Raw genomic sequence first — 18,529 nt, forward strand, 5'->3', positions numbered from 1 at the left:
ACAGGGGAGGGCGGCTACCGGAGCCGTGCGCCCAGCACGGGAAGGAGTTGCTGTTCCTCGTAGGCGAAGTGCTCCTCCAGCTCGGAGGCCAGCCGTTCCAGCTCCGCTCGGAGCCGGTCCGCGTCGGCCGTACCGGTGGCGGAGGTGAGGTCGGCGAGCAGTGTCTGAAGGTCCGTCAGGGCCCGCGCCACCAGGTGGTGCTCCCGGCGGAGCCGGTCGAGTGCCGGAGTGAGATCGGGGAACTGCTTCTCGAAGACGGTGAACGCGCCGCCCTCGTTGGTGTGGTGCGCGTGGAGCGCGCCGCAGAAGGTCAGGCAGTGCCGGGCCAGCTCCTGGCCCAGACGGGGGGCCGGGATTCCGGAGGCGTACGGCTGCGCGCTCCCGGTGGGGAGGGCCCCGGCCCCGGAGACGTCCGGCTCCGCCCGCACGGCGAGGAAGGCGTCGACTTCACACCCCAGTATCACCGGTGGCATCAAGCGCTGGTGGCAGTCCGCACAGCGCGAACAGGTCCGCATCGAGGAACGCGACGACCCGCGCGACGCCCGCGGCGGTGACGGTCAGTACCTGAAGCGCGTGCGGCCGGTACACGCCGTCGTGGTCGCGTGTGTACGCGCCGAACGCGGGCTGCCCGTTGGCGGTCGCCGGCACCATCCGGTGGTCGCCGACGGCCTGGACCCTAGTGGCGAGGAACCGGCCGACCGTCTCCCGGCCGGCATACCAGGTCGGGATCGGCGGCATCTCCCACACCGCATCGTCGGTCAACAGCCCCATCAGGGCGGCGATGTCGGCGTTCTCGAAGGCGGCGGCGTACCGATCGAGCAGCGCCCGCTGGTGCGGATCGGTCGGTTCGGTGACGCCGTCCGCGGTGGGCGCGACCTCGCTGAGCCGCGCCCGGGCGCGCTGCAAGGCGCTGTTGACGGCAGCGGTCGTGGTGTCGATCAGGTCGGCGACCTCGGCCGCCCGCCAGCCCAGCACGTCGCGCAGAATCAGCACCGCGCGTTGCCGGCCAGGCAGGTGCTGCAACGCGGCGATGAACGCCAGCCGCATGGTCTGCCGCGCCTCGACGACGACGGCCGGATCGGCGCTGAACAACGCGTCGGGAGCGGGTTGCAGCCACGGCACCTCCGGCAGCCGGGGGCCCGACGGGTCGCCCGGGGCGTCGCTCGGGCCGCCCAGCCCGGAGGGCAACGGCCGGCTGCCATTGCCCTCCAGCGCCTTGAGGCACGCCCTAGTCGCGATCCGGTACAGCCAGGTACGCAGTGAGGAACGCCCCTCGAAACCGCCGTAGCCGCGCCACGCCTGCAGGTAGATCTCCTGGACCAGGTCCTCGGCGTCGTGGATCGAGCCGAGCATCCGGTAGCAGTACGCCACCAGTTCCCGCCGGTACGGCTCGCTCAGCCGAGCGAACCCCTCGTCGAGCGTGGTGGGGGACGTGTCCATCCGCCGCTGCGCCATACGCGTCATCGCCCCTCCACTCATCCCATCGGCCAGATCATGGCGGCCATCGTCGTGGCCATGAGCGCGTGGGCCAGGTGGGAGATCCGGTCCGTGGCGTCCGGTGCCGCGCCACCAGGGCCGGGTCGTACGCTGCGGAACAGGAACCACCCTCCGGTGCCCGCGAACACAAGGACGAGTATCAACCTCAGTGGCATGGACTCGATCATTATCATTCGATGACTCCCATGGTTCGAGACAGAGTGGTGACGCCTCGGTTCGCAAGGCGCCACCGGCCCTGCCTCAACGGCTCAGCAGTGGTGGGCGTGGTGGGAATGGCCCGCTCCGCCGTTGTACGTGTCGCGGTAGGGCCATTGGTTGACGTAGCGCGGGCGGCGCATTGGGGTCAGGTCGAGAAATTGGTAGGTGCTCATCATGAACTCGGTACCCCGCCCGTACGTCGTGTAGGTGTGGAAGACGGTGTCCTCGTCGCGGACGAAGACGCTTATGGCCTGCCCGTCACCGTTTATCACGAACGAGGTTTTTGGGCTGCGCTCCAAGGTCGCCTTGTCCTTGTAGTTGAACTCGACGGGCGCGACGGACTCGTCGTTGGTGACGTGGAAGTCGTAGTTGAAGTCGCTCCCGGCCGAGGAGTACCACGGGATCGTCCAGCCCATCCGCGCCTGAAACCTCTCGATCTCGGCCAGTGGTGCGCGGGAAACGAGCACGAATGTGGTGTCGCTGGCGTGCAGGTGCTCCAAGTGGCCCACGTGGTCAATGGTGAACGAGCAGCTCGGGCAACCCTCATCCAAGGCCTGGTCTCCACGTGCCCTGGCTGCCGAATTGTTCCACATGAAGTGATAGACGAGGAGTTGGCGGCGGCCCTCGAACAGGTCGATGAGGCGGGCCTTACCGGCTGAGCCTTCGAAGACGTACTCCTTGTCCATCCTGACCCTCGGCAGTTCTCGGCGCTGTGCGGTGACCGCGTCCTGCGCCCGCATGGCCTCCTTCTCCTGCGCGAGTAGCTTCAGCCGGGCTGCCAGCCACTCGTCGCGGGACACGACCTGTGGAAGAGTCATGACCTTCTCCTTCTACTCAGAATTGATCAAAGAAACGGTAGGAACCGACCAGCACGGCATCCGTCCGTACCGGCGGACCGACCATGCGATCCGCCAGCCCGCGCCGTTTGCTGACCGCCTACCTGTACAGAGGCGGCGAGCGGCGAAAACTCATCGGTGCGGCTGCTGTGACGCTGCTCACCGACGCGGGGCTGCTCGCCCCCCTCTCTGTCAGACTCTTGTGAGACATGGGATGAATGAGTCTTCAGGAGCCCCCATGCCCAACAGACCTTCGGGGTCGTACCGATTGATCAATACACGGACAGCTGCGGCTACCTGATCATCAGTCATGACTCCAGCATGTCCCAGCACAGCCGAGCTTCCGCTGCGATCACCGTCCGTCACATCTGAACCCGACAACCGGACGAATACGCGATAGCTGATTACGCGACTCCGCCAGTCCGGAACCCCTTCAACGATCTTGTATTGCGGCTTCTGGGCTTACCTTGGCTCGGCCCTGTCAAGGCCGTGAGCGCGGGCTCGCTCTGGCGGCGGAGGCCGTACCAGAGCTGCGCCCCCACCCGGATGTCGCCGCGGTGCGGAGCGTGCACCGGACCGCTCACCCGCGGCAGGGGCCGCCACCCGCGCTCCCGGGATGACGGCGGGACATCGAAATCCGGTGGTGCCGCACCGGATCATGCGCCACGCTGGTCACGGCCACGAGGTGCGGAGGCGGACCGATGGAACTGCACGAATACGCGAGCCTCGACGCGGTCGGCCTGCGTGAGCTGATCCGGGCACGTGAGGTGAGCGCGGCGGAGGTCGAGGCCGTCGCCCGGCGCGCCCTCGAATACGCCCACGCCGACCTCAACGCGCTGACGCTGCCGTTGTTCGAACCGGCACTCGACCACGAGCCGGGCGGGTCACTGGCCGGCGTGCCGTTCGTGATCAAGGACAGTGGCCCGTTCGCGCGGGGCGTGCCGTTCGCGCTCGGCAGCCGGAGCATCCGCGGCGCCGTCGCACTGGTCGACCACGACCTCATGACCCGGTTCCGCGCGGCCGGTCTGGTGACGCTCGGCCAGACCACCGCACCGGAGCTGGGCCTCAGCTTCTCGACCGAGCCGGTGAGATACGGGCCGACCCGCAACCCCTGGGCCCTCGACCGGGGCGTCGGCGGGTCGAGCGGCGGGTCGGCCGCGCTTGTCGCCGCCGGCGCGGTGCCGCTCGCCCATGGCAACGACGGGGCAGGGTCGCTGCGCGTGCCGGCCTCGTGCTGCGGGCTCGTCGGGCTGAAGCCCGGCCGTGGCCGCACCCCCTGCGGCCCGCTCGCCGGCGAGATCGGCTTCGGGCAGGTCGTCGAGTTCGGGCTCACGCGGACCGTCCGCGACGCGGCGCACCTGCTCGACGCCGTCGCCGCGCCGGCCGTCGGCGACAAGTACACGGCACCGCCACCGGCCCGCCGCTACGCCGACGAGGTGCGCGCCGATCCCGGCCGTCTGCGGATCGCGGTCACGACCGGCGCGTGGTCGGGGACGGCGGTCGACCCGCAGGTCGCCGCAGCCACGGTCACCGTGGGCAACGTGCTGGAGTGGATCGGGCACACGGTGACCGAGACGAGCCCGGCCGTCGACCCCGACGCACTCGTCGAGGCGACGATGCTCAGCGCGGTGGCGACCGGTGCGGCGTTGCTCAGGGCACCCCGCCGGCCGGACCGGTCCCTGCTCGAGGCCGTGTCGCGGCAGGTCCTCGCCGAGACCGAGGCGTTCACCGCGCTCGACGTCATGGCGGCGATCGACGCCCAGCACCGGGTGACCCGGCCCATCGGCCTGTTCTTCACCCGCCATGACCTGCTGCTGACGCCGACACTCGGGCAGCTCCCGGCGCCCCACGGCACCCTCGACTACGACGACTCCGGCCACACGGTCCGCTCCTGGCTGCGGCGCATCTTCGAGTACGGGCCGTTCACCGCGCCGTTCAACGTCTCCGGGCACCCGGCGATCAGCCTGCCGCTCGGGCAGAGCCGTGAAGGGCTGCCGATCGGGGTGCAGCTCGTCGCCGCCCACGGCAGGGAGGACCTGCTGCTGCGGGTGGCCGCGCAGCTGGAACAGGCGATGCCCTGGAAGGACCGCCACCCCTCGCTCTCCGTCGGCTGAGCCGCCGGCGGGCGTGTCACCGGCCCCGGGCGAGCACCGTCCACGCAGATCGGTGATCGGTGATCGGTGACAGAGCGTCAAGGGCGGCGGTACGGCCAGGCGGCGGATGCCGGGGAAGGGCGGCCGGGCTAGGGGAGTCCGGGGGCGGTCGGCTCGTCGTCGGTCCAGCCCGCCTCCAGGACCACCTCCACCTCGTCTCCCACCGTCCCCGGCCTGCCCGTGTCGGTGGAGGACAGCACCTGGGAGCTGGTGGGGTCGATGATCAGCGTCCGCTGGACGGTCGCGGTGGTCCGCACGGTGAAGGAGAACGCGGCCCCCGCCCGGCCCCGCTCATCTTTGGCCGTGCCCAGGTAGCGGACGTTCGGCAGTTCCGCGAGAGCCCGGTAGGCGGCCGCGCGCACGTCGGGTGGCGAGGGCTTGCTCCACAGCAGACCGCTGAGCGCGTCCGCCACGACCCCGTCGGTCGAGCCGCCCGGAACATCCCGCACCACCTCGGCGACCCGGTCCTTCAGAGCGACGGGGTCGGCCGGAAGCCTCTGGATCTGCTCGAAGCTCATCCCGTGACCGGCCATGCTGAAGGGTGCCCTGTCCGTGACGGCGTTGAGGAGGCCCTCGCCCGGCGCCGTGGACAGCCCTTGGCCCGCCCACTCGGTGGGGGAGCCGTCACGGCGCCAGGCCTCCGCGTCGGCTCCGCTTCTCGGCCGCGCCCCCAGCGTCCGGGAGCCGGCCCAGACCCTGCCGTCCCTGGAGGCCCACTGCTCGGTGAGCCGCGACTCCACCATCCGGTAGCGGTTCTCACCCCTGCCCAGTGGCTCCGGGTGCGTTTGCCGATGCAGCTTCCTGACGCGCCAGTAGGCGCGTGTCGCGGCGGGGCCCGACTCCGCCCTGGTCGCCGCCGCGAGAAGGATCGACCGTCCGGAGATCTCCGTGGCCCGCTCCGTCCGTCCCGCCTCCCCGATCACCCCCGGAAACGTGATCGCCACCGCCGCGGCCGCGGCGGCGAGCCCGGCCACGGCCGCCGTCCACGACAGCCGCCACCGGCGGCGCCGGGGTGCGGCCGCGAGCCGTGCCCGCACCCTGGCCTCAAGGATCGGGTCGGCCGGTGGCTCGCCGTACAGCTCGCGGACCTTCTCCAGCTCATCCATTGTCGGCCTCCTCGGGATCGAGCATCGGGTTGGTGCCGCCCAGCGCGGTGCGCAGCTTCTTTCTGGCCCGGTTCAGCCGTGACCCGACGGTCCCGTACGGGATGCCCAGGGCGGTTGCGATCTCCTCGTGGCTCAGTCCGGCCAGGGCCACGAGGAGCAGCACGTCGCGGTCCCGCTGGTGGAGCCCCGCCAGGGCCGTCGCCAGGCTCGGCCGCAGGCTCTCCGCGCTGACCCGCACGGCGACCCGTTCCTCATGCCCCGGGGTGTCGGAGTCGGGGCCGTAGCGTCCGAGCGCGCGCAACGTGCGCACCTCGGTGCGGCGGTGCCTGCCGATGAGATTGGTGGCGATGCCGTACAACCACGCCCGCACGCCGGCACGGGACGGGTCGTAACGCGCCCGCTTGCGGAACGCGGTGAGGAACGTCTCCGCGACGATGTCCTCCGCGCTGTCGGCACCGAGCCGCTGGGCGACATAGCGGTGGATCTCGCCGAAGTAGAGGTCGAAGATCGCGCTGAACCGCTCGGATTCGTCGAGGGAGAGCCGGATGACTTCGGCGTCCCCCTGCGGATGAGCGGCCCAGGACACCGCGGTCAAGATGGTCTTCCTGTCATGTCACCCTTTCGGACGCGGTTGGCGGTCCTCCTTTGTCGCCCGATCCGCTGATTTGCTTTCACGGTCATCGGAGATGCTCCGCCACCCCCGGAGACGGTACGGCTTCCGCCGCCCGGCCGGAGGGCTCACCCGATCCGGTGATCCCGGCGGGCGTATGAACGCGGACGATGCCCCCGGAGGTCGTTGTTGGGACGGGCCGCTCTGGCATCGGGACGGGCCGAACCTGCTGACCTACCTGCCGGCCGCGCTCAAGCGCTACCCCCGCTACCGCGACCACGGGTCGCAGGACGCGCACGCGGACATGATCGCGTCGCAGGGCCGCCCGGAACTGCACCGGCTGTACCGGATCGAGGACGGCAACCACGTCGACGGCTTCTGCGGCATGTTCCCCGGCAGGCTGGTGCCGATGCTGCCCTACTACCGGTGGGCTTTCGAGGCGCTGGAGAGATGGGTGGAGGAGGGGGATGTGGCCCGGCGACATACCGGCCAGAGACGATCGCGCGCTCACGCCGGTCCCCCCTGCTCCGGCCCACCCGTGACAGGCGCGGTCCGCGGCGAAGGACCTGATCGGCAAGGGCTACAAGATCATCGCGGGGTCCACCTCGTCGGGAGTGGCCACGCAGGTCGCTCCGATCACCGAGCAGAACAAGGTGCTGTTCGTCTCGGGCCCGGCCGCCACCGACGCGGTCACCGGCGCCGGCGCCTACACCTTCCGGTCCGGTCGGCAGACCTCCCAGGACATCAGCACCGCCGCCGCCTTCATCGGCGACACCCAGGGCAAGAAGGTCGTCGTCTTCGCCCAGGACAGCGCGTTCGGCCAGGCCAACGTGGCCGGGGTGAAGGCGGTCCTGGGAGCGAAGGGGGCCACGGTCGAGCCGCTGCTCGTCCCGGCGAGCGCCACCGACTTCACCCCGTTCGCCACCCAGGCCAAGGAGTCCAAGGCGGACCTGCTGTTCGTCGCCTGGGCGGGCACGACCGCGCAGGCCATGTGGACCGCCCTCGGCCAGCAGGGCGTCTTCGACGCGACCAAGGTCGTCACCGGCCTGGACATCACCGCCACCTGGCCGTCCTACGGAAAGGTGGCCGACAAGGTCAACTTCCTGTCGCACTACTTCGCCGGAGCGGCGGGCACCGAGATCGAGAAGGCCATGACCGAGCGGGTCACCAAGGCCGGCGGCACGGTCGACCTGTTCACCGGTGACGGCTTCACCGCCGCCCAGATGATCGTGCACGCCGCGGAGCAGGGCACCGACCCCGACAAGATGGCCCAGGCCCTCTCCGGTTGGAGCTTCGACGGCGTCAAGGGCAAGCTCACCGTCCGGGCGGAGGACCACGCGCTGCTCCAGCCGATGTTCCAGGCCAAGCTGACCGGCGGCGAGACGCCCACCGCCGAGCTGGTCGAGAAGCTCGAAGCCGACGCCGTCGCGCCCCCGGTCGTCAAGAAGTGACGACAGCCGAGACCGTCCCCGCCCAGCCGGTCCTGCGCGTGCGCGGGCTCGGCTGGGCGGTCGGCGGAGCACACATCGTCTCCGAGGTCGGCTTCGACGTCGCCGAGGGCGAGTTCGTCGCCGTGATCGGTCCCAACGGAGCCGGAAAGACCTCGCTGTTCAACCTCATCTCGGGGCTGGTACGGCCGACCGCCGGCACCATCGAACTGGACCAGGCCGACATCACGGATACGGCGCCGCACCGGCGGGCGCGGCGCGGCCTCGGCCGTACCTTCCAGTCCTCCAGCGTCTTCCCGGCGCTGACGGTGGCGGAGAACGTACGGCTGGCCGCGGCGGCCCACCGCGGCACGTGCCTGCGGATCTGGCGGAAGGCCGAGGCGGACAACGAGGCGTGGGCGGCCACCGCGGACGCGCTCCAGCGCGTCGGGCTCGCCGGCCGGGCGGCGGAGGTCGCCGGCTCGCTGTCCCACGGCGACAAGCGGAAGCTGGAGATCGCCATCCTGCTCGCCACCGACCCGCGCATCATCCTGCTGGACGAGCCCATGGCCGGGGTCGGCGTGGCCGACGTGCCCGCCCTCACCGACGTCATCCGCGCCGTGCACCGCCAGGAGGGCCGCACGGTCCTGATGGTGGAACACCACATGGACGTCCTGCTCGGCCTGGCCGACCGGGTCGCCGTCATGCACCACGGCAGCCTGCTCACCATAGACGTGCCGGAGAAGGTCATGGCCAATCCCGTCGTCCAGGACGCCTACCTCGGGGAGGCCCTGTGAAACCCCTCCTCGAGGTCGCCGACCTCCACGTGCGGATCGGCACCTCCCACATCCTGCAGGGCGTCGCCTTCACGGTCGCCCCCCAGGGGGTCACCGCCGTGCTCGGACGGAACGGCGCGGGCAAGACCACCACCCTGAAGGCGGTGCTCGGCCTCGTGCCGAAGACCGGGACCGTACGGCTCGACGGTCAGGACATCACCGGCCTGCCCACCCACCTGATCATCCGTCGGGGGCTGGGCTACGCGCCCGAGGACCGCAACGTCTTCGCCGGCCTCACCGTCACCGAGAACCTGCGGCTCGCCGAACGCGGGCGCGGCCCGCACCGCTACGACCAGGTCTACGAGATGTTCCCCGAGCTGAAGCAGCGGGGCGCGCAGCGCGCGGGCACGCTGTCGGGCGGGCAGCAGCAGATGGTCGCGATCGGCCGCACGCTGCTCAACGACAACCGGATGCTCCTGGTGGACGAGCCGACCAAGGGACTCGCGCCGAGGATCGTCACCGAGGTGGCCGACGTGCTGGAGCGCGCCTCCCACGACGTGCCGATCCTGCTGGTGGAGCAGAACCTGGCCCTGGTGCGCCGGATCGCCGATCACGTCGTCGTCATCGAGCAGGGGAGCGTCGTCCACACCGGGGACGCCGACTCGCTGCTCACCGATCCCGAACTCACCCGCGACCTCCTGGGGGTGGCGTGAGCAACGTCGTTCTCCTCGCGCTCACCGGCCTCGGCCTGGGCGCGCTGTACTTCCTCATCGCGTCCGGACTGTCGTTGATCTTCGGCCTGGCCGACGTGCTGAACTTCGCCCACGGCCTGTTCCTCGCCGTCGGCGCCTACGGCACCTGGTGGTCCTCGGCCCATCTGGGCTTCGCCTTCGTGCCGGCCGTCGTGTTCGGCGTGGTGGCCGGCACGGTCGTCGCCGTGCTGGTCGAGGTGCTGCTGATCCGGCCGCTCTACACCCGGACGATCGAGCAGGTCCTGGTCACCGTCGGGCTCAGCCTGGCCGGGGTGGCGCTGTTGCAGGCCACCTTCGGAGCGGATCCGCTGAACTTCCCCAAACCGGCGTGGGCCGGGGAGACCACCCGCATTCTCGGCGCGATCGTCCCCAACGACCGGTTCCTGCTGATCGGCGCCGCCGCTGTGGTGCTGGTCGCGATCCAGGTGTTCCTGCGCCGCACCCGCTTCGGACTGATCGTCCGGGCGGGCGTCGAGGACCGCACCATGGTCACCGCGCTCGGCATCAACGTGCGGACCGCCTTCACGCTGGTGTTCGCCATCGGTGGCGCCGCGGCGGCGCTGGCGGGGGCACTGGCCGGGGTCTACTTCGGCAACGTCTCCCCCGGGCAGGGCACCTCCCTGCTCATCTTCGCCTTCATCGTCGTCGTCATCGGGGGCATGGGCTCGGTCACCGGCTCGGCGGTCTCCGCCGTCCTGGTCGGCCTGGTCCAGCAGTTCACCAGTTTCTACGCCGCCGCAGGGGTCGGGGAGGCCTCGGTGGTGCTCTTGCTCGCCGTGGTCCTGCTGACCCGGCCGGGCGGTCTGGCCGGGAGGGCCACGTGATCAGAACAGCCGTGGTGGAGAGAGCCGTGACCGTCGACGACATCCGGCCGCGCCCGGATCCGGCCAGGCGGCGCATGGTGCGCCGCGCCGTACCGGTGGCCGTGTTCGCCCTGCTGGCGATCCTGCCGTTCTCCACCCTGGACCTGCCCGCGCTGCTCCCCGGCGTGGTCAACAGTCCGGGCTCGCTGCAACTGCTGGCGATCTGCCTGGTGTTCGCCGGGCTCGCGGCCACCTACGACCTGCTCTTCGGCCACACGGGGCTGCTCTCCTTCGGGCACGCCCTCTACATCGCCCTGGGCAGCTACACGGTCAACATCGCCGTGACCAAGTTCGGACTCTCGCTGCCCGCCGCCCTGCTCCTGGCCGTGCTCGTGGGCCTCGTGGTGCCCACGCTGCTGGGAGCCGTGGCCCTGCGGGTGAACGGCATCGCCTTCTCCATGGTGACCCTCGCCATGGCACAGGTCGGTTCCATCGTGGTGATGAGCGACCCGGGCCGCCTCACCGGCGGTGAGGAGGGGCTGTCGCTCACGCCTTCGGCGCTGCCCGGATTCCTGTCAGGTGTGGCCAACACCGCCAACCTCTACTGGCTCGCGCTCGGCTACCTGATCCTGGTGCTGGCCGTCATCGGGTGGGCGGTGAACTCCGAGCCCGGCCGGGTCTGGCAGGCGATCCGGGAGAACGAGCTGCGGGTGTCGGTGCTGGGGCTGCCGTCCTACCACTTCCGCCTGCTCTCCTTCGTCGTCGCGTCCTTCCTGGCGATGCTCGGCGGAGTCGTGCACCTCTTCCTGGTCGGCGGTTCCAGCCCGCAGATCACCACCTCCAACTTCACCCTCGCCTTCCTGGTGATGGTGGTGCTCGGCGGCACCGGGAGCAGGTGGGGGGCGACGCTCGGCGGGGTCCTCTACACCTACCTCGACCACCGGCTCGCCGCGCTCGGCACCTCCGACGCCGTCGCGAGCCTGCCGGCGGTGCTGCGGGCGCCGCTGTCGGAGCCGCTGTTCGTGCTCGGCGTGCTGTTCATCGTGATGGTGTACTTCATGCCGGGCGGGCTGACGAGCCTGGCCGCGCGCCTGCGCCGGAAGTGACCGACAGGCCGCCGCCCCCTTCCCCGGACGTCCGGGGAAGGGTGCGGCGGCCTGTGGCGGACGGTTCAGCAGGCCAGAAGCGAGTCCTCCACCGCGAGCGGCGCCTCGGTGGCTGCGCGCACCTCGTCCACGCTGACACCGGGCGCGAGCTCGCGCAGGGCCAGGCCGTCCGGCGTGACGTCGATGACGGCCAGGTCGGTGATGATGCGGTCCACCACCCCCCGACCGGTCAGGGGGAGCGAGCACTCCTTCAGGATCTTGGGCGAGCCGTCCTTGGCCACGTGCTCCATCAGGACGATCACCCGGCGGGCGCCGTGGACGAGGTCCATGGCGCCGCCCATTCCCTTGATCATCTTGCCGGGGATGGTCCAGTTGGCCAGGTCGCCGGCGGCGGAGACCTGCATGGCTCCGAGCACGGCGGCGTCCAGGTGACCGCCGCGGATCACCCCGAAGGACAGGGCGGAGTCGAAGAACGAGGAGCCGGGCAGGAGAGTCACGGTCTCCTTGCCCGCGTTGATCAGGTCGGGGTCCTCCTGACCCGCATACGGGTAGGGGCCCAGGCCGAGGATGCCGTTCTCGCTGTGGAGGATCACCTCCACGCCCTCGGGCAGGAAGTTCGGGATCAGCGTGGGCAGGCCGATGCCGAGGTTGACGTATTGCCCGTCGGCCAGTTCGAGTGCGGCTCGAGCGGCCATCTGCTCGCGGGTCAGTGCCATCAGAAAGTCCCTTCCGGAACGGGGCGGACCGTCGTCCGTTCGATTCTCTTCTCCGTCTGCCCCACGTGGACGACCCGCTGCACGAAGATCCCGGGAAGGTGCACCTCGTCGGGTTCGAGCGCGTCGACGACCTCCTCGACCTGGGCGATGGCCACCCGGCCGGCCATCGCGCACAGCGGGTTGAAGTTCCGCGCGGAGGCGTTGAAGCGCAGGTTGCCGAACCGGTCGCCGACGGCGGCGTGGACCAGCGCGAAATCGGTGACGATCGCCTCTTCGAGGACGTAGGGCCGGTCGCCGAAACTCCGTGTCTCCCGCTCGGGAGAGGCGGTGACGACCGACCCGCCGGTGTCGTAACTCCAGGGCAGGCCGCCCTGGGCGATCTGTGTGCCGACCCCGGCCGGGGTGTAGAAGGCCGGGATGCCGCAGCCCCCCGCGCGCAGGCGCTCGGCCAGGGTCCCCTGCGGCACCAGCTCCACCTCCAGCTCGCCGTTGAGGTACTGCCGGGCGAACTCCTTGTTCTCGCCCACGTACGAGCTGGTCATCCGGGCGATCCGCCGGTCGGCCAGGAGGATGCCGAGGCCCCAGTCGTCCACGCCGCAGTTGTTGGAGACCACCCGCAGCCCGGAGACGCCGAGCGCGTGCACCGCGCGGATCAGCTCCATCGGCGTCCCGCACAGCCCGAAGCCGCCCACGGCGACCGAGGACCCGTCCGGGATATCGGTCACCGCCGTGGCGGCCGAACTCGTCAACTTGTTCATGACTGTCGAACGTAGGCGGGCGCGGGGGCCGTGACTACGTGGCCGATCCACATTGTCCGAGGTCAGACGGTGGCGGACACGGGCGACGGAGCGGATTGACTATGATCGTCTTTACTTCGGAGCCGGAGCCGGAGCCGGAGCCGGAGCCGGAGCCCGCCCGAGCCCGCCCGGAGCCGTCATGGCGGCCGGCTACCGCGGCCGCACCGTCCGGAAGAACTGCCGGATGTCCGCGACCAGCAGGTCCGGGGCCTGGAGCGAGGCGAAGTGCCCGCCGCGGGAGTGCCGCGACCAGTGGGTGATCGTGTTCGACAGCTCCGCCAGCCCGCGGATCGCCCGGTCGCCGGGGAAGTTCGCCACACCCGTCGGAACCGGTGCGGGCTCGGGACGCCGGCCCCACGACTCCGGTCCGGCCTCACGGTAGAGCCGAGCGGCTGATCCCGCGGTCGAGGTCAGCCAGAAGATCGTGACGTTGGTCAGGATGACGTCGCGGTCGATGGGGGTCTGCTCGGTCCGGGCGGGGTCCCAGTCCACGAACCATTCCAGGTTCCACGCGAGCTGACCGGCCGGAGAGTCGTTGAGCGCGTACGCCAGGGTCTGCGGCCGGTTGGACATCTGTGTGGCGTAGCCGGAGCGGCCGTACCACCACATCTGGTTCTGCCCGGCCTGCTCCCGGTCCGCCTCGGAGAGCGTGTCCAGTTCGCTGGGGTCGACCGGTGTCGCGGCGTTGGCCAGCGCGTTGACATGGACGCCGATGACGTGCTCCGGGTCCGTCCGGCCGATTTCCGGGGAGACGATGCTGCCGAAGTCGCCGCCCTGCGCGCCGTAGCGGTGGTATCCCAGGCGGCGCATCAGCTCGGCCCAGGCCCGCGCGGTGCGGTTGACCCCCCAGCCGGTCTCCCGCGTCGGCCCGGAGAACGCGAAGCCCGGCAGCGAAGGGGCGACGACGTGGAAGGCGTCCGCCGGGTCCCCACCGTGTGACCGCGGGTCGGTCAGCGGCCCGAGGATGTCCAGGAAGTCGTACACCGTGCTCGGCCACCCGTGAGTGATGATCAGTGGAGTGGCGTCCGGCTCGGGCGAGCGTACATGCAGGAAATGGACGTTCTGCCCGTCGATCGTCGTGGTGAACTGCGGCACCTTGTTGAGACGGGCCTCGTGCTCTCGCCAGTCGTAGCCGTTACGCCAGTGCTCGACCAGCTCGATGAGGTAGTCCTTGTTCACCCCGTAGGACCAGCCGACGCCGGGAAGTCCGTCCGGCCAGCGGGTACGGGCCAGCCGGTCCCGCAGGTCGTCGAGTTCGGCCTGCGGAATATCGATGTGGAAGGGCGTTTCTGTGCTCATGCCGCCCACCCTGCGCCCTGTATAGGACAGCTCCGGTCCTACACAGGGGCGATAGTGGAGGAATGTTGGAAACACCCGCCCGGCTGCTGCGGCTGCTGTCGTTGCTGCAGACGCACCGCGACTGGTCCGGCACGGAACTCGCCGAGCGGCTGGGGGTCACCACCAGAACGGTGCGGCGCGATGTCGACAGGCTCCGTGAGCTGGGATATTCGATTCACGCCTCGATGGGCCCGGTGGGCGGTTACCGGCTTGGACCCGGCGCTTCGCTGCCCCCGCTGCTGCTGGACGACGAGGAGGCGGTGGCGGTCACGGTCGGGCTGCACACCACGGCGGCGGACCACGAGGCTTCGCTACGCGCCCTGACCAAGGTCGAGCAGATGCTGCCGTCCCGGTTGCGACACCGGGTCACCGCGCTGAGAAGCGCGGTGGTCGCGATGCCGCCCAGGAGCGTGCCCACCGTGAAGGCGGCGGTGCTCACCGGGATCTCGGTCGCGATCCGAGCTTCCGAGGTGCTGCGTTTCGACTACGTCAGCCACAACGGGACCGAGTCCCGCCGCGGCGTCGAACCGCATCGCCTCGTCTGCTGGGGGCGGAAGTGGTACCTGGTCGGCTGGGACGTCGAACGGACGGACTGGCGCACCTTCCGGGTCGACCGGATCTCTCTGCGAACGCCCAACGGTCCCCGATTCACCCACCGAGAACCACCCGACGGCGACGTGGCGGCCTATCTGTGCAGGACGATGGGCTTCGAGATGTGGCCGCTCCGCGCCCGGTTGCGGGTGCACGCCTCCGCGACGGACGTCGCCGGACGCGTCAGCGGAATCGTGACCCCCATCGACGACCACACCTGCCTGCTGGAAATCGCCTCGGACTCGTTCGACCTTGTCGTGCTCACGGTGGGCATGCTCGACGTCGACTTCGAGGTCGAGTCACCACCGGAACTCGCCCGGCACCTTCGCAAGCTGTCCGGCCGCTTCGCCGGCGCGGTGGCCCAGGACCGATCGAGAACCCCGCCGCCCGACCGCTGAGGCTGACGCGCCGGCCGTCGGGCGCATGCGGGCGCAGGGGCGCGTGACTACGTGGCCGATCCACGTCGTCCGAGGCCGGACGGTGGCGTGCCGGAACCGAGGACGAGCTCCGCCATCGCTCGGGCGGCCAGGGCGGGGTGGGCGTCCGGACGGGTGAGGGCGTGGGCGAGCACCCCGTCGATGAGCACGAGGAGCTGGTCGGCGCCGAAGTCCGGGGCCGGGTGGCCGTGGCGGGCCAGCTCGGCGGTGAAGAGCCGGTGGAGCCCGTCCTTGTAGGCGCGGATCACCGCGTGGGCGGGGTGGGCCGGGTCGGTGAGGGCGAGCTCGGCGGCGGTGTAGCGGCAGCCGTGAAACGACGGCCGTGTGGTGATCTTCTCCAGCTCGTCGAAGACGGCGAGTACGCGCAGGCGCGGGTCGTCGCCTGCCGCGTCCATCACCTGGTGGTAGCGGGCCTCGTTGGAGGTGGTGCGCAGCATCTCGGCGATGAGCCCGTCCTTGCCGCCGAAATGCTGGTAGAGCGAGCGGCGGGCGACGTCGGCCTGTTTGAGGATCGCGTCCACGCCGACGTGCACGCCCTGGTCGTAGGTGAGGTCACGGGCGGCGTCGAGCAGTCGCTCGCGGGGCCCCGGTCTCGTCGTCACACATCCGATTCTGTCACGGCCTTGACAGTAGATCAACCGTTCTATCTAATGACTTCCGCATATACCGACCGTTCTATCCATAGGAGTGGCCATGCCCCGCGCGGGCACCCTGCCCACCGTGCTGACCGGTGTCTTCATCACGATCCTCGACTTCTTCATCGTCAACGTGGCCATCCCCACGGTCCAGCGCGACCTGCACGCCGGCGCCGCCGCCATCGAATGGGTGGTCGCCGGGTACGGCCTGGCGTACGGCTCCGGCCTCGTCCTCGGCGGGAGGCTCGGCGACATCTTCGGCCGCCGCCGGATGTTCGCCATCGGCCTGGTCCTGTTCACGCTCGCCTCGGTCGCGTGCGGCCTCGCCCCCGACGCGGCCACGCTGGTCGCCGCCCGCGTCGCCCAGGGCGCGGCGGCCGCGCTGCTCTCCCCGCAGGTGCTGGCCATCCTGCGCACCGCCTACAGCGGGCCCGCCCAGGTCAAGGCCATCAACGCCTACGCGTTGACCATGGGTCTGGCCGCGGTGTTCGGTCAGCTCGTCGGCGGAGTGCTCATCCAGGCCGACCTGTTCGGGCTCGGCTGGCGGGTCTGCTTCCTGATCAACGTGCCGATCGGGGTGGCCGCCCTGGTCATGACCGGGCGGGTGGTCCCCGAGAGCCGTCCCGGCGGTGCCGTACGGCTCGACCTCGGCGGCACCGCCCTCGTCACGCTCGCGCTGGTCGCGACCCTGCTGCCGCTGATCGAGGGCCGTGAGCAGGGCTGGCCGCTGTGGACGTGGCTGTCGTTCGCCGCGGCCGCCGCGCTCCTCCTCGCGTACGGCAGGCGGCGGCACGAGTCGCCCCTGATCGACCTGACCCTGTTCCGCGAGCGGGCGTTCACCGCCGGGCTGCTCACCCAGCTCGCCTTCACGATGGGCATGGCCGCCTATTTCCTGATTTTCGCCCTGTACGCCCAGGAGGGCAGGGGTCTCGACGCCCTCCAGGCCGGCCTGATCTTCGCGCCGATCGGCGCGGGCTACCTGGCGGGGTCACTGCTCGCGCCCCGGCTGATGGCCCGCCTCGGCCGCCAGGTGATCGCCTTCGGCGGGCTGACCAGAGCCCTCGGCCTGACCGTCCTCCTCGTCACGGTCGCCTGGGACGGGCCGGTCGGGTGGCTGGTCCCCGCGTTGCTCGTCGACGGGTTCGGCATGGGGTTGGCGTTCGCGCCGATCATGGGCACCGTCCTCGCCAGGGTCGCGCCGCACCACGCAGGGGCCGCCGCCGGAGTGCTCACGACGGCCCAGCAGGTCGGCGCGGCGCTCGGGGTCGGCATCATCGGCATCGTGTTCTACGGCGGCCTCCCGGGCGGAGTGACGCAGGCGTTCCAGCACGGGCTGGTCTATCTGATCGCCGTCACCCTGGTCATCGCGGGACTGGTCCAGCTCCTGCCGCGCGCCACGGTCACGGTCCGAGCGTGATGTGGTCCCGGCAGGCACCGTGGGCGTCGTGTCAGGGATGGGCGGGGCCTCGGTCAGGCGGCTGTCCCGTCCTCGCGGCATGGGACGGTTGAGCTCATGCGCGTGGGCATCCTGGGCCCGCTGGAGGTGACGGCGGGCGGCGAGAGCGTCGAGATCGGGGGCGCCCGGCTGCGCGTGCTCCTGGTCCGGCTCGCCGTGGGGGTGGGCCGGGTCGTCACGGTCGAGGAGCTGGCGGATGCGCTCTGGCCGCAGGAGCGGCCCGCCATCCGTCGCGGGAGCGGCTGCGGGTTCGGCTGCGAGGTGAGGACGGATACGGCAGCTGTAGATCGGGATCTCGGGGGCAGTGATCCCTGGGGGCGCCCGCGGGTATGGGAACGGCCACCAGCATCATGATCGTTTGTGACGACGAACATAGACACGGTGGCCGCAGGGGTCACGGTAGCGCACGAGCGTTGGCCGGGCTGCTTTGCGGGGCTGATGGACCGGCCGGCTGATTGCTTCCCGCGCAGAGAAACTCGGCTGACCTGCCGGAACATGATCGAGGCGATGCTCGCGGTGGAGGGCACGGCCAACTGCTGGACCCTCGGCGAGGCGATCGGGCATCGTGGCCCGCACATTCTTCGGCACTTCCTGCCGCGGGCCCGCTGGGACGAGCGCACCATCCGAATCCGTGTCGCGGCCTGGGCCATCGACCATCTCGGCACCGAGGACGTGGTGCCGGTGGTCGATGAGATCGGCGATGAGACCGGCGATGAGAAGTCATCCACCGACGCCGTCGGCGCGGCCCGCCAGTACTCCGGCACGCTGGGCGGGGTTCCCGAGGAGGTGATGTTCGCCACCAAGCCGCAGTTGCCATGCGAGATGCTCACCCATGCGCGCGAGCGTGGCGTCATCCGCGCGTGGGTGGCCGCCGATGAGGTGTACGGCGGGCGCGCCTGCCGGATGACCATCCGCGAGGTGGGCTACAGCTATGTGATCGCCGTCAAGTCCGATTCATCGGGTCCTCGTGCCGGCCCGGCCCAGGCGGAACATCGACCCTGATCACGCCCTGCACCGGTCGCACTGGCGGCGACGTCATCAACACCGGGCAACAGCCTGCCACCGACGGTGGAACGAGGTCACAGCGGTATCCGTCACATGACCGCCGACACCCGCCACATCAGAACTCTCGATTACGGACACGATAGTCGTTCTCCCCCCGAAGAAGTGGGTGTCCCCACAGGGGACTTGCTTCCCTCTAGATCACTCCTTACACACTTGGAGAGATACCCTCGGGCGCCATCTGGCCCGCTTCAGCGAATGAGGGGCCCTGCCGTACCCGCCTGGGTGGGGGA

The 18,529-nt window shown here is 70.5% G+C and carries 20 protein-coding genes; 10 read left to right on the forward strand and 10 right to left on the reverse strand.

Annotated elements, in window-relative coordinates; all coding sequences use genetic code 11:
• Window positions 1–14: 14 nt before the first annotated feature.
• The 4 genes from FHR32_RS25840 to FHR32_RS25855 all read right to left on the reverse strand — a co-directional run bounded on the left by FHR32_RS25840 (window position 15) and on the right by FHR32_RS25855 (window position 2,513).
• The gene (locus FHR32_RS25840) at window positions 15–473 is read right to left on the reverse strand and encodes a hemerythrin domain-containing protein (RefSeq protein ID WP_221466207.1); all 459 of its coding nucleotides are present in this window, start codon (window positions 471–473) and stop codon (window positions 15–17) included.
• Window positions 448–1,464 (reverse strand): sigma-70 family RNA polymerase sigma factor, encoded by a 1,017-nt coding sequence (locus FHR32_RS25845; RefSeq protein WP_246467424.1) that lies wholly within the window; start codon window positions 1,462–1,464, stop codon window positions 448–450. Before FHR32_RS25845 ends, FHR32_RS25840 begins: the two co-directional genes overlap by 26 nt.
• Before the next feature lie 11 nt (window positions 1,465–1,475).
• Complete coding sequence (locus FHR32_RS25850) at window positions 1,476–1,652, reverse strand: hypothetical protein (protein WP_184757106.1); 177 nt, start codon at window positions 1,650–1,652, stop codon at window positions 1,476–1,478.
• 93 nt (window positions 1,653–1,745) lie between these two features.
• Entirely contained in the window at window positions 1,746–2,513 is a 768-nt protein-coding gene (locus FHR32_RS25855; protein ID WP_184757108.1) for a DUF899 domain-containing protein, read from the reverse strand.
• Between the two features lie 719 nt (window positions 2,514–3,232).
• Between FHR32_RS25855 and FHR32_RS25860 the strand changes: the two genes are divergently transcribed.
• Window positions 3,233–4,645 (forward strand): amidase, encoded by a 1,413-nt coding sequence (locus FHR32_RS25860; RefSeq protein ID WP_184757110.1) that lies wholly within the window; start codon window positions 3,233–3,235, stop codon window positions 4,643–4,645.
• Between the two features lie 128 nt (window positions 4,646–4,773).
• Here FHR32_RS25860 and FHR32_RS25865 read toward each other — a convergent pair whose 3' ends face one another.
• Together FHR32_RS25865 and FHR32_RS25870 are read right to left on the reverse strand one after the other, a co-directional pair.
• On the reverse strand, window positions 4,774–5,790 hold the full coding sequence (locus FHR32_RS25865; protein ID WP_184757112.1) for a CU044_5270 family protein: 1,017 nt from the start codon (window positions 5,788–5,790) through the stop codon (window positions 4,774–4,776).
• Window positions 5,783–6,376: an RNA polymerase sigma factor gene (locus FHR32_RS25870; RefSeq protein WP_312882758.1), complete on the reverse strand. Its 594-nt coding sequence runs from the start codon at window positions 6,374–6,376 to the stop codon at window positions 5,783–5,785. Before FHR32_RS25870 ends, FHR32_RS25865 begins: the two co-directional genes overlap by 8 nt.
• A gap of 614 nt (window positions 6,377–6,990) precedes the next feature.
• On the opposite strand from FHR32_RS25870, the gene FHR32_RS25875 reads away from it, so the two are divergent.
• From FHR32_RS25875 to FHR32_RS25895, 5 genes are read left to right on the forward strand one after another with little or no spacing between them, the layout of a single operon-like run.
• Complete coding sequence (locus FHR32_RS25875) at window positions 6,991–7,851, forward strand: ABC transporter substrate-binding protein (RefSeq protein ID WP_376773406.1); 861 nt, start codon at window positions 6,991–6,993, stop codon at window positions 7,849–7,851.
• A complete protein-coding gene (locus FHR32_RS25880) occupies window positions 7,848–8,624 on the forward strand; it encodes an ABC transporter ATP-binding protein (protein ID WP_184757114.1) in 777 nt (258 codons plus the stop codon). Before FHR32_RS25875 ends, FHR32_RS25880 begins: the two co-directional genes overlap by 4 nt.
• Window positions 8,621–9,316 (forward strand): ABC transporter ATP-binding protein, encoded by a 696-nt coding sequence (locus FHR32_RS25885; protein WP_184757116.1) that lies wholly within the window; start codon window positions 8,621–8,623, stop codon window positions 9,314–9,316. The genes FHR32_RS25880 and FHR32_RS25885 overlap by 4 nt, the downstream gene beginning before the upstream one ends.
• A complete protein-coding gene (locus tag FHR32_RS25890; protein WP_184757118.1) occupies window positions 9,313–10,179 on the forward strand; it encodes a branched-chain amino acid ABC transporter permease in 867 nt (288 codons plus the stop codon). The genes FHR32_RS25885 and FHR32_RS25890 overlap by 4 nt, the downstream gene beginning before the upstream one ends.
• Window positions 10,176–11,264: a branched-chain amino acid ABC transporter permease gene (locus FHR32_RS25895; protein WP_221466208.1), complete on the forward strand. Its 1,089-nt coding sequence runs from the start codon at window positions 10,176–10,178 to the stop codon at window positions 11,262–11,264. Before FHR32_RS25890 ends, FHR32_RS25895 begins: the two co-directional genes overlap by 4 nt.
• Before the next feature lie 65 nt (window positions 11,265–11,329).
• Here FHR32_RS25895 and FHR32_RS25900 read toward each other — a convergent pair whose 3' ends face one another.
• The 3 genes from FHR32_RS25900 to FHR32_RS25910 form a co-directional block, all read right to left on the reverse strand.
• Window positions 11,330–11,980: a CoA transferase subunit B gene (locus FHR32_RS25900; RefSeq protein WP_184757120.1), complete on the reverse strand. Its 651-nt coding sequence runs from the start codon at window positions 11,978–11,980 to the stop codon at window positions 11,330–11,332.
• Window positions 11,980–12,738: a CoA transferase subunit A gene (locus FHR32_RS25905; RefSeq protein WP_184757122.1), complete on the reverse strand. Its 759-nt coding sequence runs from the start codon at window positions 12,736–12,738 to the stop codon at window positions 11,980–11,982. The genes FHR32_RS25900 and FHR32_RS25905 overlap by 1 nt, the downstream gene beginning before the upstream one ends.
• Window positions 12,739–12,927: 189 nt before the next feature.
• Window positions 12,928–14,076 carry an epoxide hydrolase family protein gene (locus tag FHR32_RS25910; RefSeq protein WP_184757124.1) on the reverse strand — a complete coding sequence of 383 codons (1,149 nt, stop codon included), beginning with the start codon at window positions 14,074–14,076 and terminating at the stop codon, window positions 12,928–12,930.
• Window positions 14,077–14,138: 62 nt separating this feature from the next.
• On the opposite strand from FHR32_RS25910, the gene FHR32_RS25915 reads away from it, so the two are divergent.
• Window positions 14,139–15,104, forward strand: coding sequence for a helix-turn-helix transcriptional regulator (locus tag FHR32_RS25915; RefSeq protein ID WP_184757126.1), 966 nt, complete (start codon window positions 14,139–14,141; stop codon window positions 15,102–15,104).
• 47 nt (window positions 15,105–15,151) lie between these two features.
• On the opposite strand, the gene FHR32_RS25920 is transcribed toward FHR32_RS25915, so the two are convergent.
• Window positions 15,152–15,745: a TetR/AcrR family transcriptional regulator gene (locus tag FHR32_RS25920; protein WP_184757127.1), complete on the reverse strand. Its 594-nt coding sequence runs from the start codon at window positions 15,743–15,745 to the stop codon at window positions 15,152–15,154.
• A 91-nt stretch (window positions 15,746–15,836) separates the two neighbouring features.
• Here FHR32_RS25920 and FHR32_RS25925 point away from each other — a divergent pair, with 91 nt between their 5' ends.
• The 3 genes from FHR32_RS25925 to FHR32_RS25935 all read left to right on the forward strand — a co-directional run bounded on the left by FHR32_RS25925 (window position 15,837) and on the right by FHR32_RS25935 (window position 18,236).
• Window positions 15,837–17,195 (forward strand): MFS transporter, encoded by a 1,359-nt coding sequence (locus FHR32_RS25925; protein ID WP_184757128.1) that lies wholly within the window; start codon window positions 15,837–15,839, stop codon window positions 17,193–17,195.
• Between the two features lie 96 nt (window positions 17,196–17,291).
• Window positions 17,292–17,588, forward strand: a complete 297-nt coding sequence (locus tag FHR32_RS25930) for an AfsR/SARP family transcriptional regulator (RefSeq protein ID WP_184757130.1) — start codon at window positions 17,292–17,294, stop codon at window positions 17,586–17,588.
• 27 nt (window positions 17,589–17,615) lie between these two features.
• Window positions 17,616–18,236: a transposase gene (locus tag FHR32_RS25935; protein ID WP_184757132.1), complete on the forward strand. Its 621-nt coding sequence runs from the start codon at window positions 17,616–17,618 to the stop codon at window positions 18,234–18,236.
• The last annotated feature ends 293 nt before the right edge of the window (window positions 18,237–18,529 follow it).

Source organism: Streptosporangium album (assembly GCF_014203795.1).
Lineage (GTDB): Bacteria > Actinomycetota > Actinomycetes > Streptosporangiales > Streptosporangiaceae > Streptosporangium > Streptosporangium album.

What these genes read in the sequence shown, in the direction of transcription:
- FHR32_RS25840 (WP_221466207.1), bottom strand. Translation starts at nt 473, where the DNA reads ATGCCACCGGTGATACTGGGGTGTGAAGTCGACGCCTTCCTCGCCGTG.
- FHR32_RS25845 (WP_246467424.1), bottom strand. Translation starts at nt 1,464, where the DNA reads ATGACGCGTATGGCGCAGCGGCGGATGGACACGTCCCCCACCACGCTC.
- FHR32_RS25850 (WP_184757106.1), bottom strand. Translation starts at nt 1,652, where the DNA reads ATGCCACTGAGGTTGATACTCGTCCTTGTGTTCGCGGGCACCGGAGGG.
- FHR32_RS25855 (WP_184757108.1), bottom strand. Translation starts at nt 2,513, where the DNA reads ATGACTCTTCCACAGGTCGTGTCCCGCGACGAGTGGCTGGCAGCCCGG.
- FHR32_RS25860 (WP_184757110.1), top strand. Translation starts at nt 3,233, where the DNA reads ATGGAACTGCACGAATACGCGAGCCTCGACGCGGTCGGCCTGCGTGAG.
- FHR32_RS25865 (WP_184757112.1), bottom strand. Translation starts at nt 5,790, where the DNA reads ATGGATGAGCTGGAGAAGGTCCGCGAGCTGTACGGCGAGCCACCGGCC.
- FHR32_RS25900 (WP_184757120.1), bottom strand. Translation starts at nt 11,980, where the DNA reads ATGGCACTGACCCGCGAGCAGATGGCCGCTCGAGCCGCACTCGAACTG.
- FHR32_RS25905 (WP_184757122.1), bottom strand. Translation starts at nt 12,738, where the DNA reads ATGAACAAGTTGACGAGTTCGGCCGCCACGGCGGTGACCGATATCCCG.
- FHR32_RS25910 (WP_184757124.1), bottom strand. Translation starts at nt 14,076, where the DNA reads ATGAGCACAGAAACGCCCTTCCACATCGATATTCCGCAGGCCGAACTC.
- FHR32_RS25915 (WP_184757126.1), top strand. Translation starts at nt 14,139, where the DNA reads ATGTTGGAAACACCCGCCCGGCTGCTGCGGCTGCTGTCGTTGCTGCAG.
- FHR32_RS25925 (WP_184757128.1), top strand. Translation starts at nt 15,837, where the DNA reads ATGCCCCGCGCGGGCACCCTGCCCACCGTGCTGACCGGTGTCTTCATC.
- FHR32_RS25930 (WP_184757130.1), top strand. Translation starts at nt 17,292, where the DNA reads ATGCGCGTGGGCATCCTGGGCCCGCTGGAGGTGACGGCGGGCGGCGAG.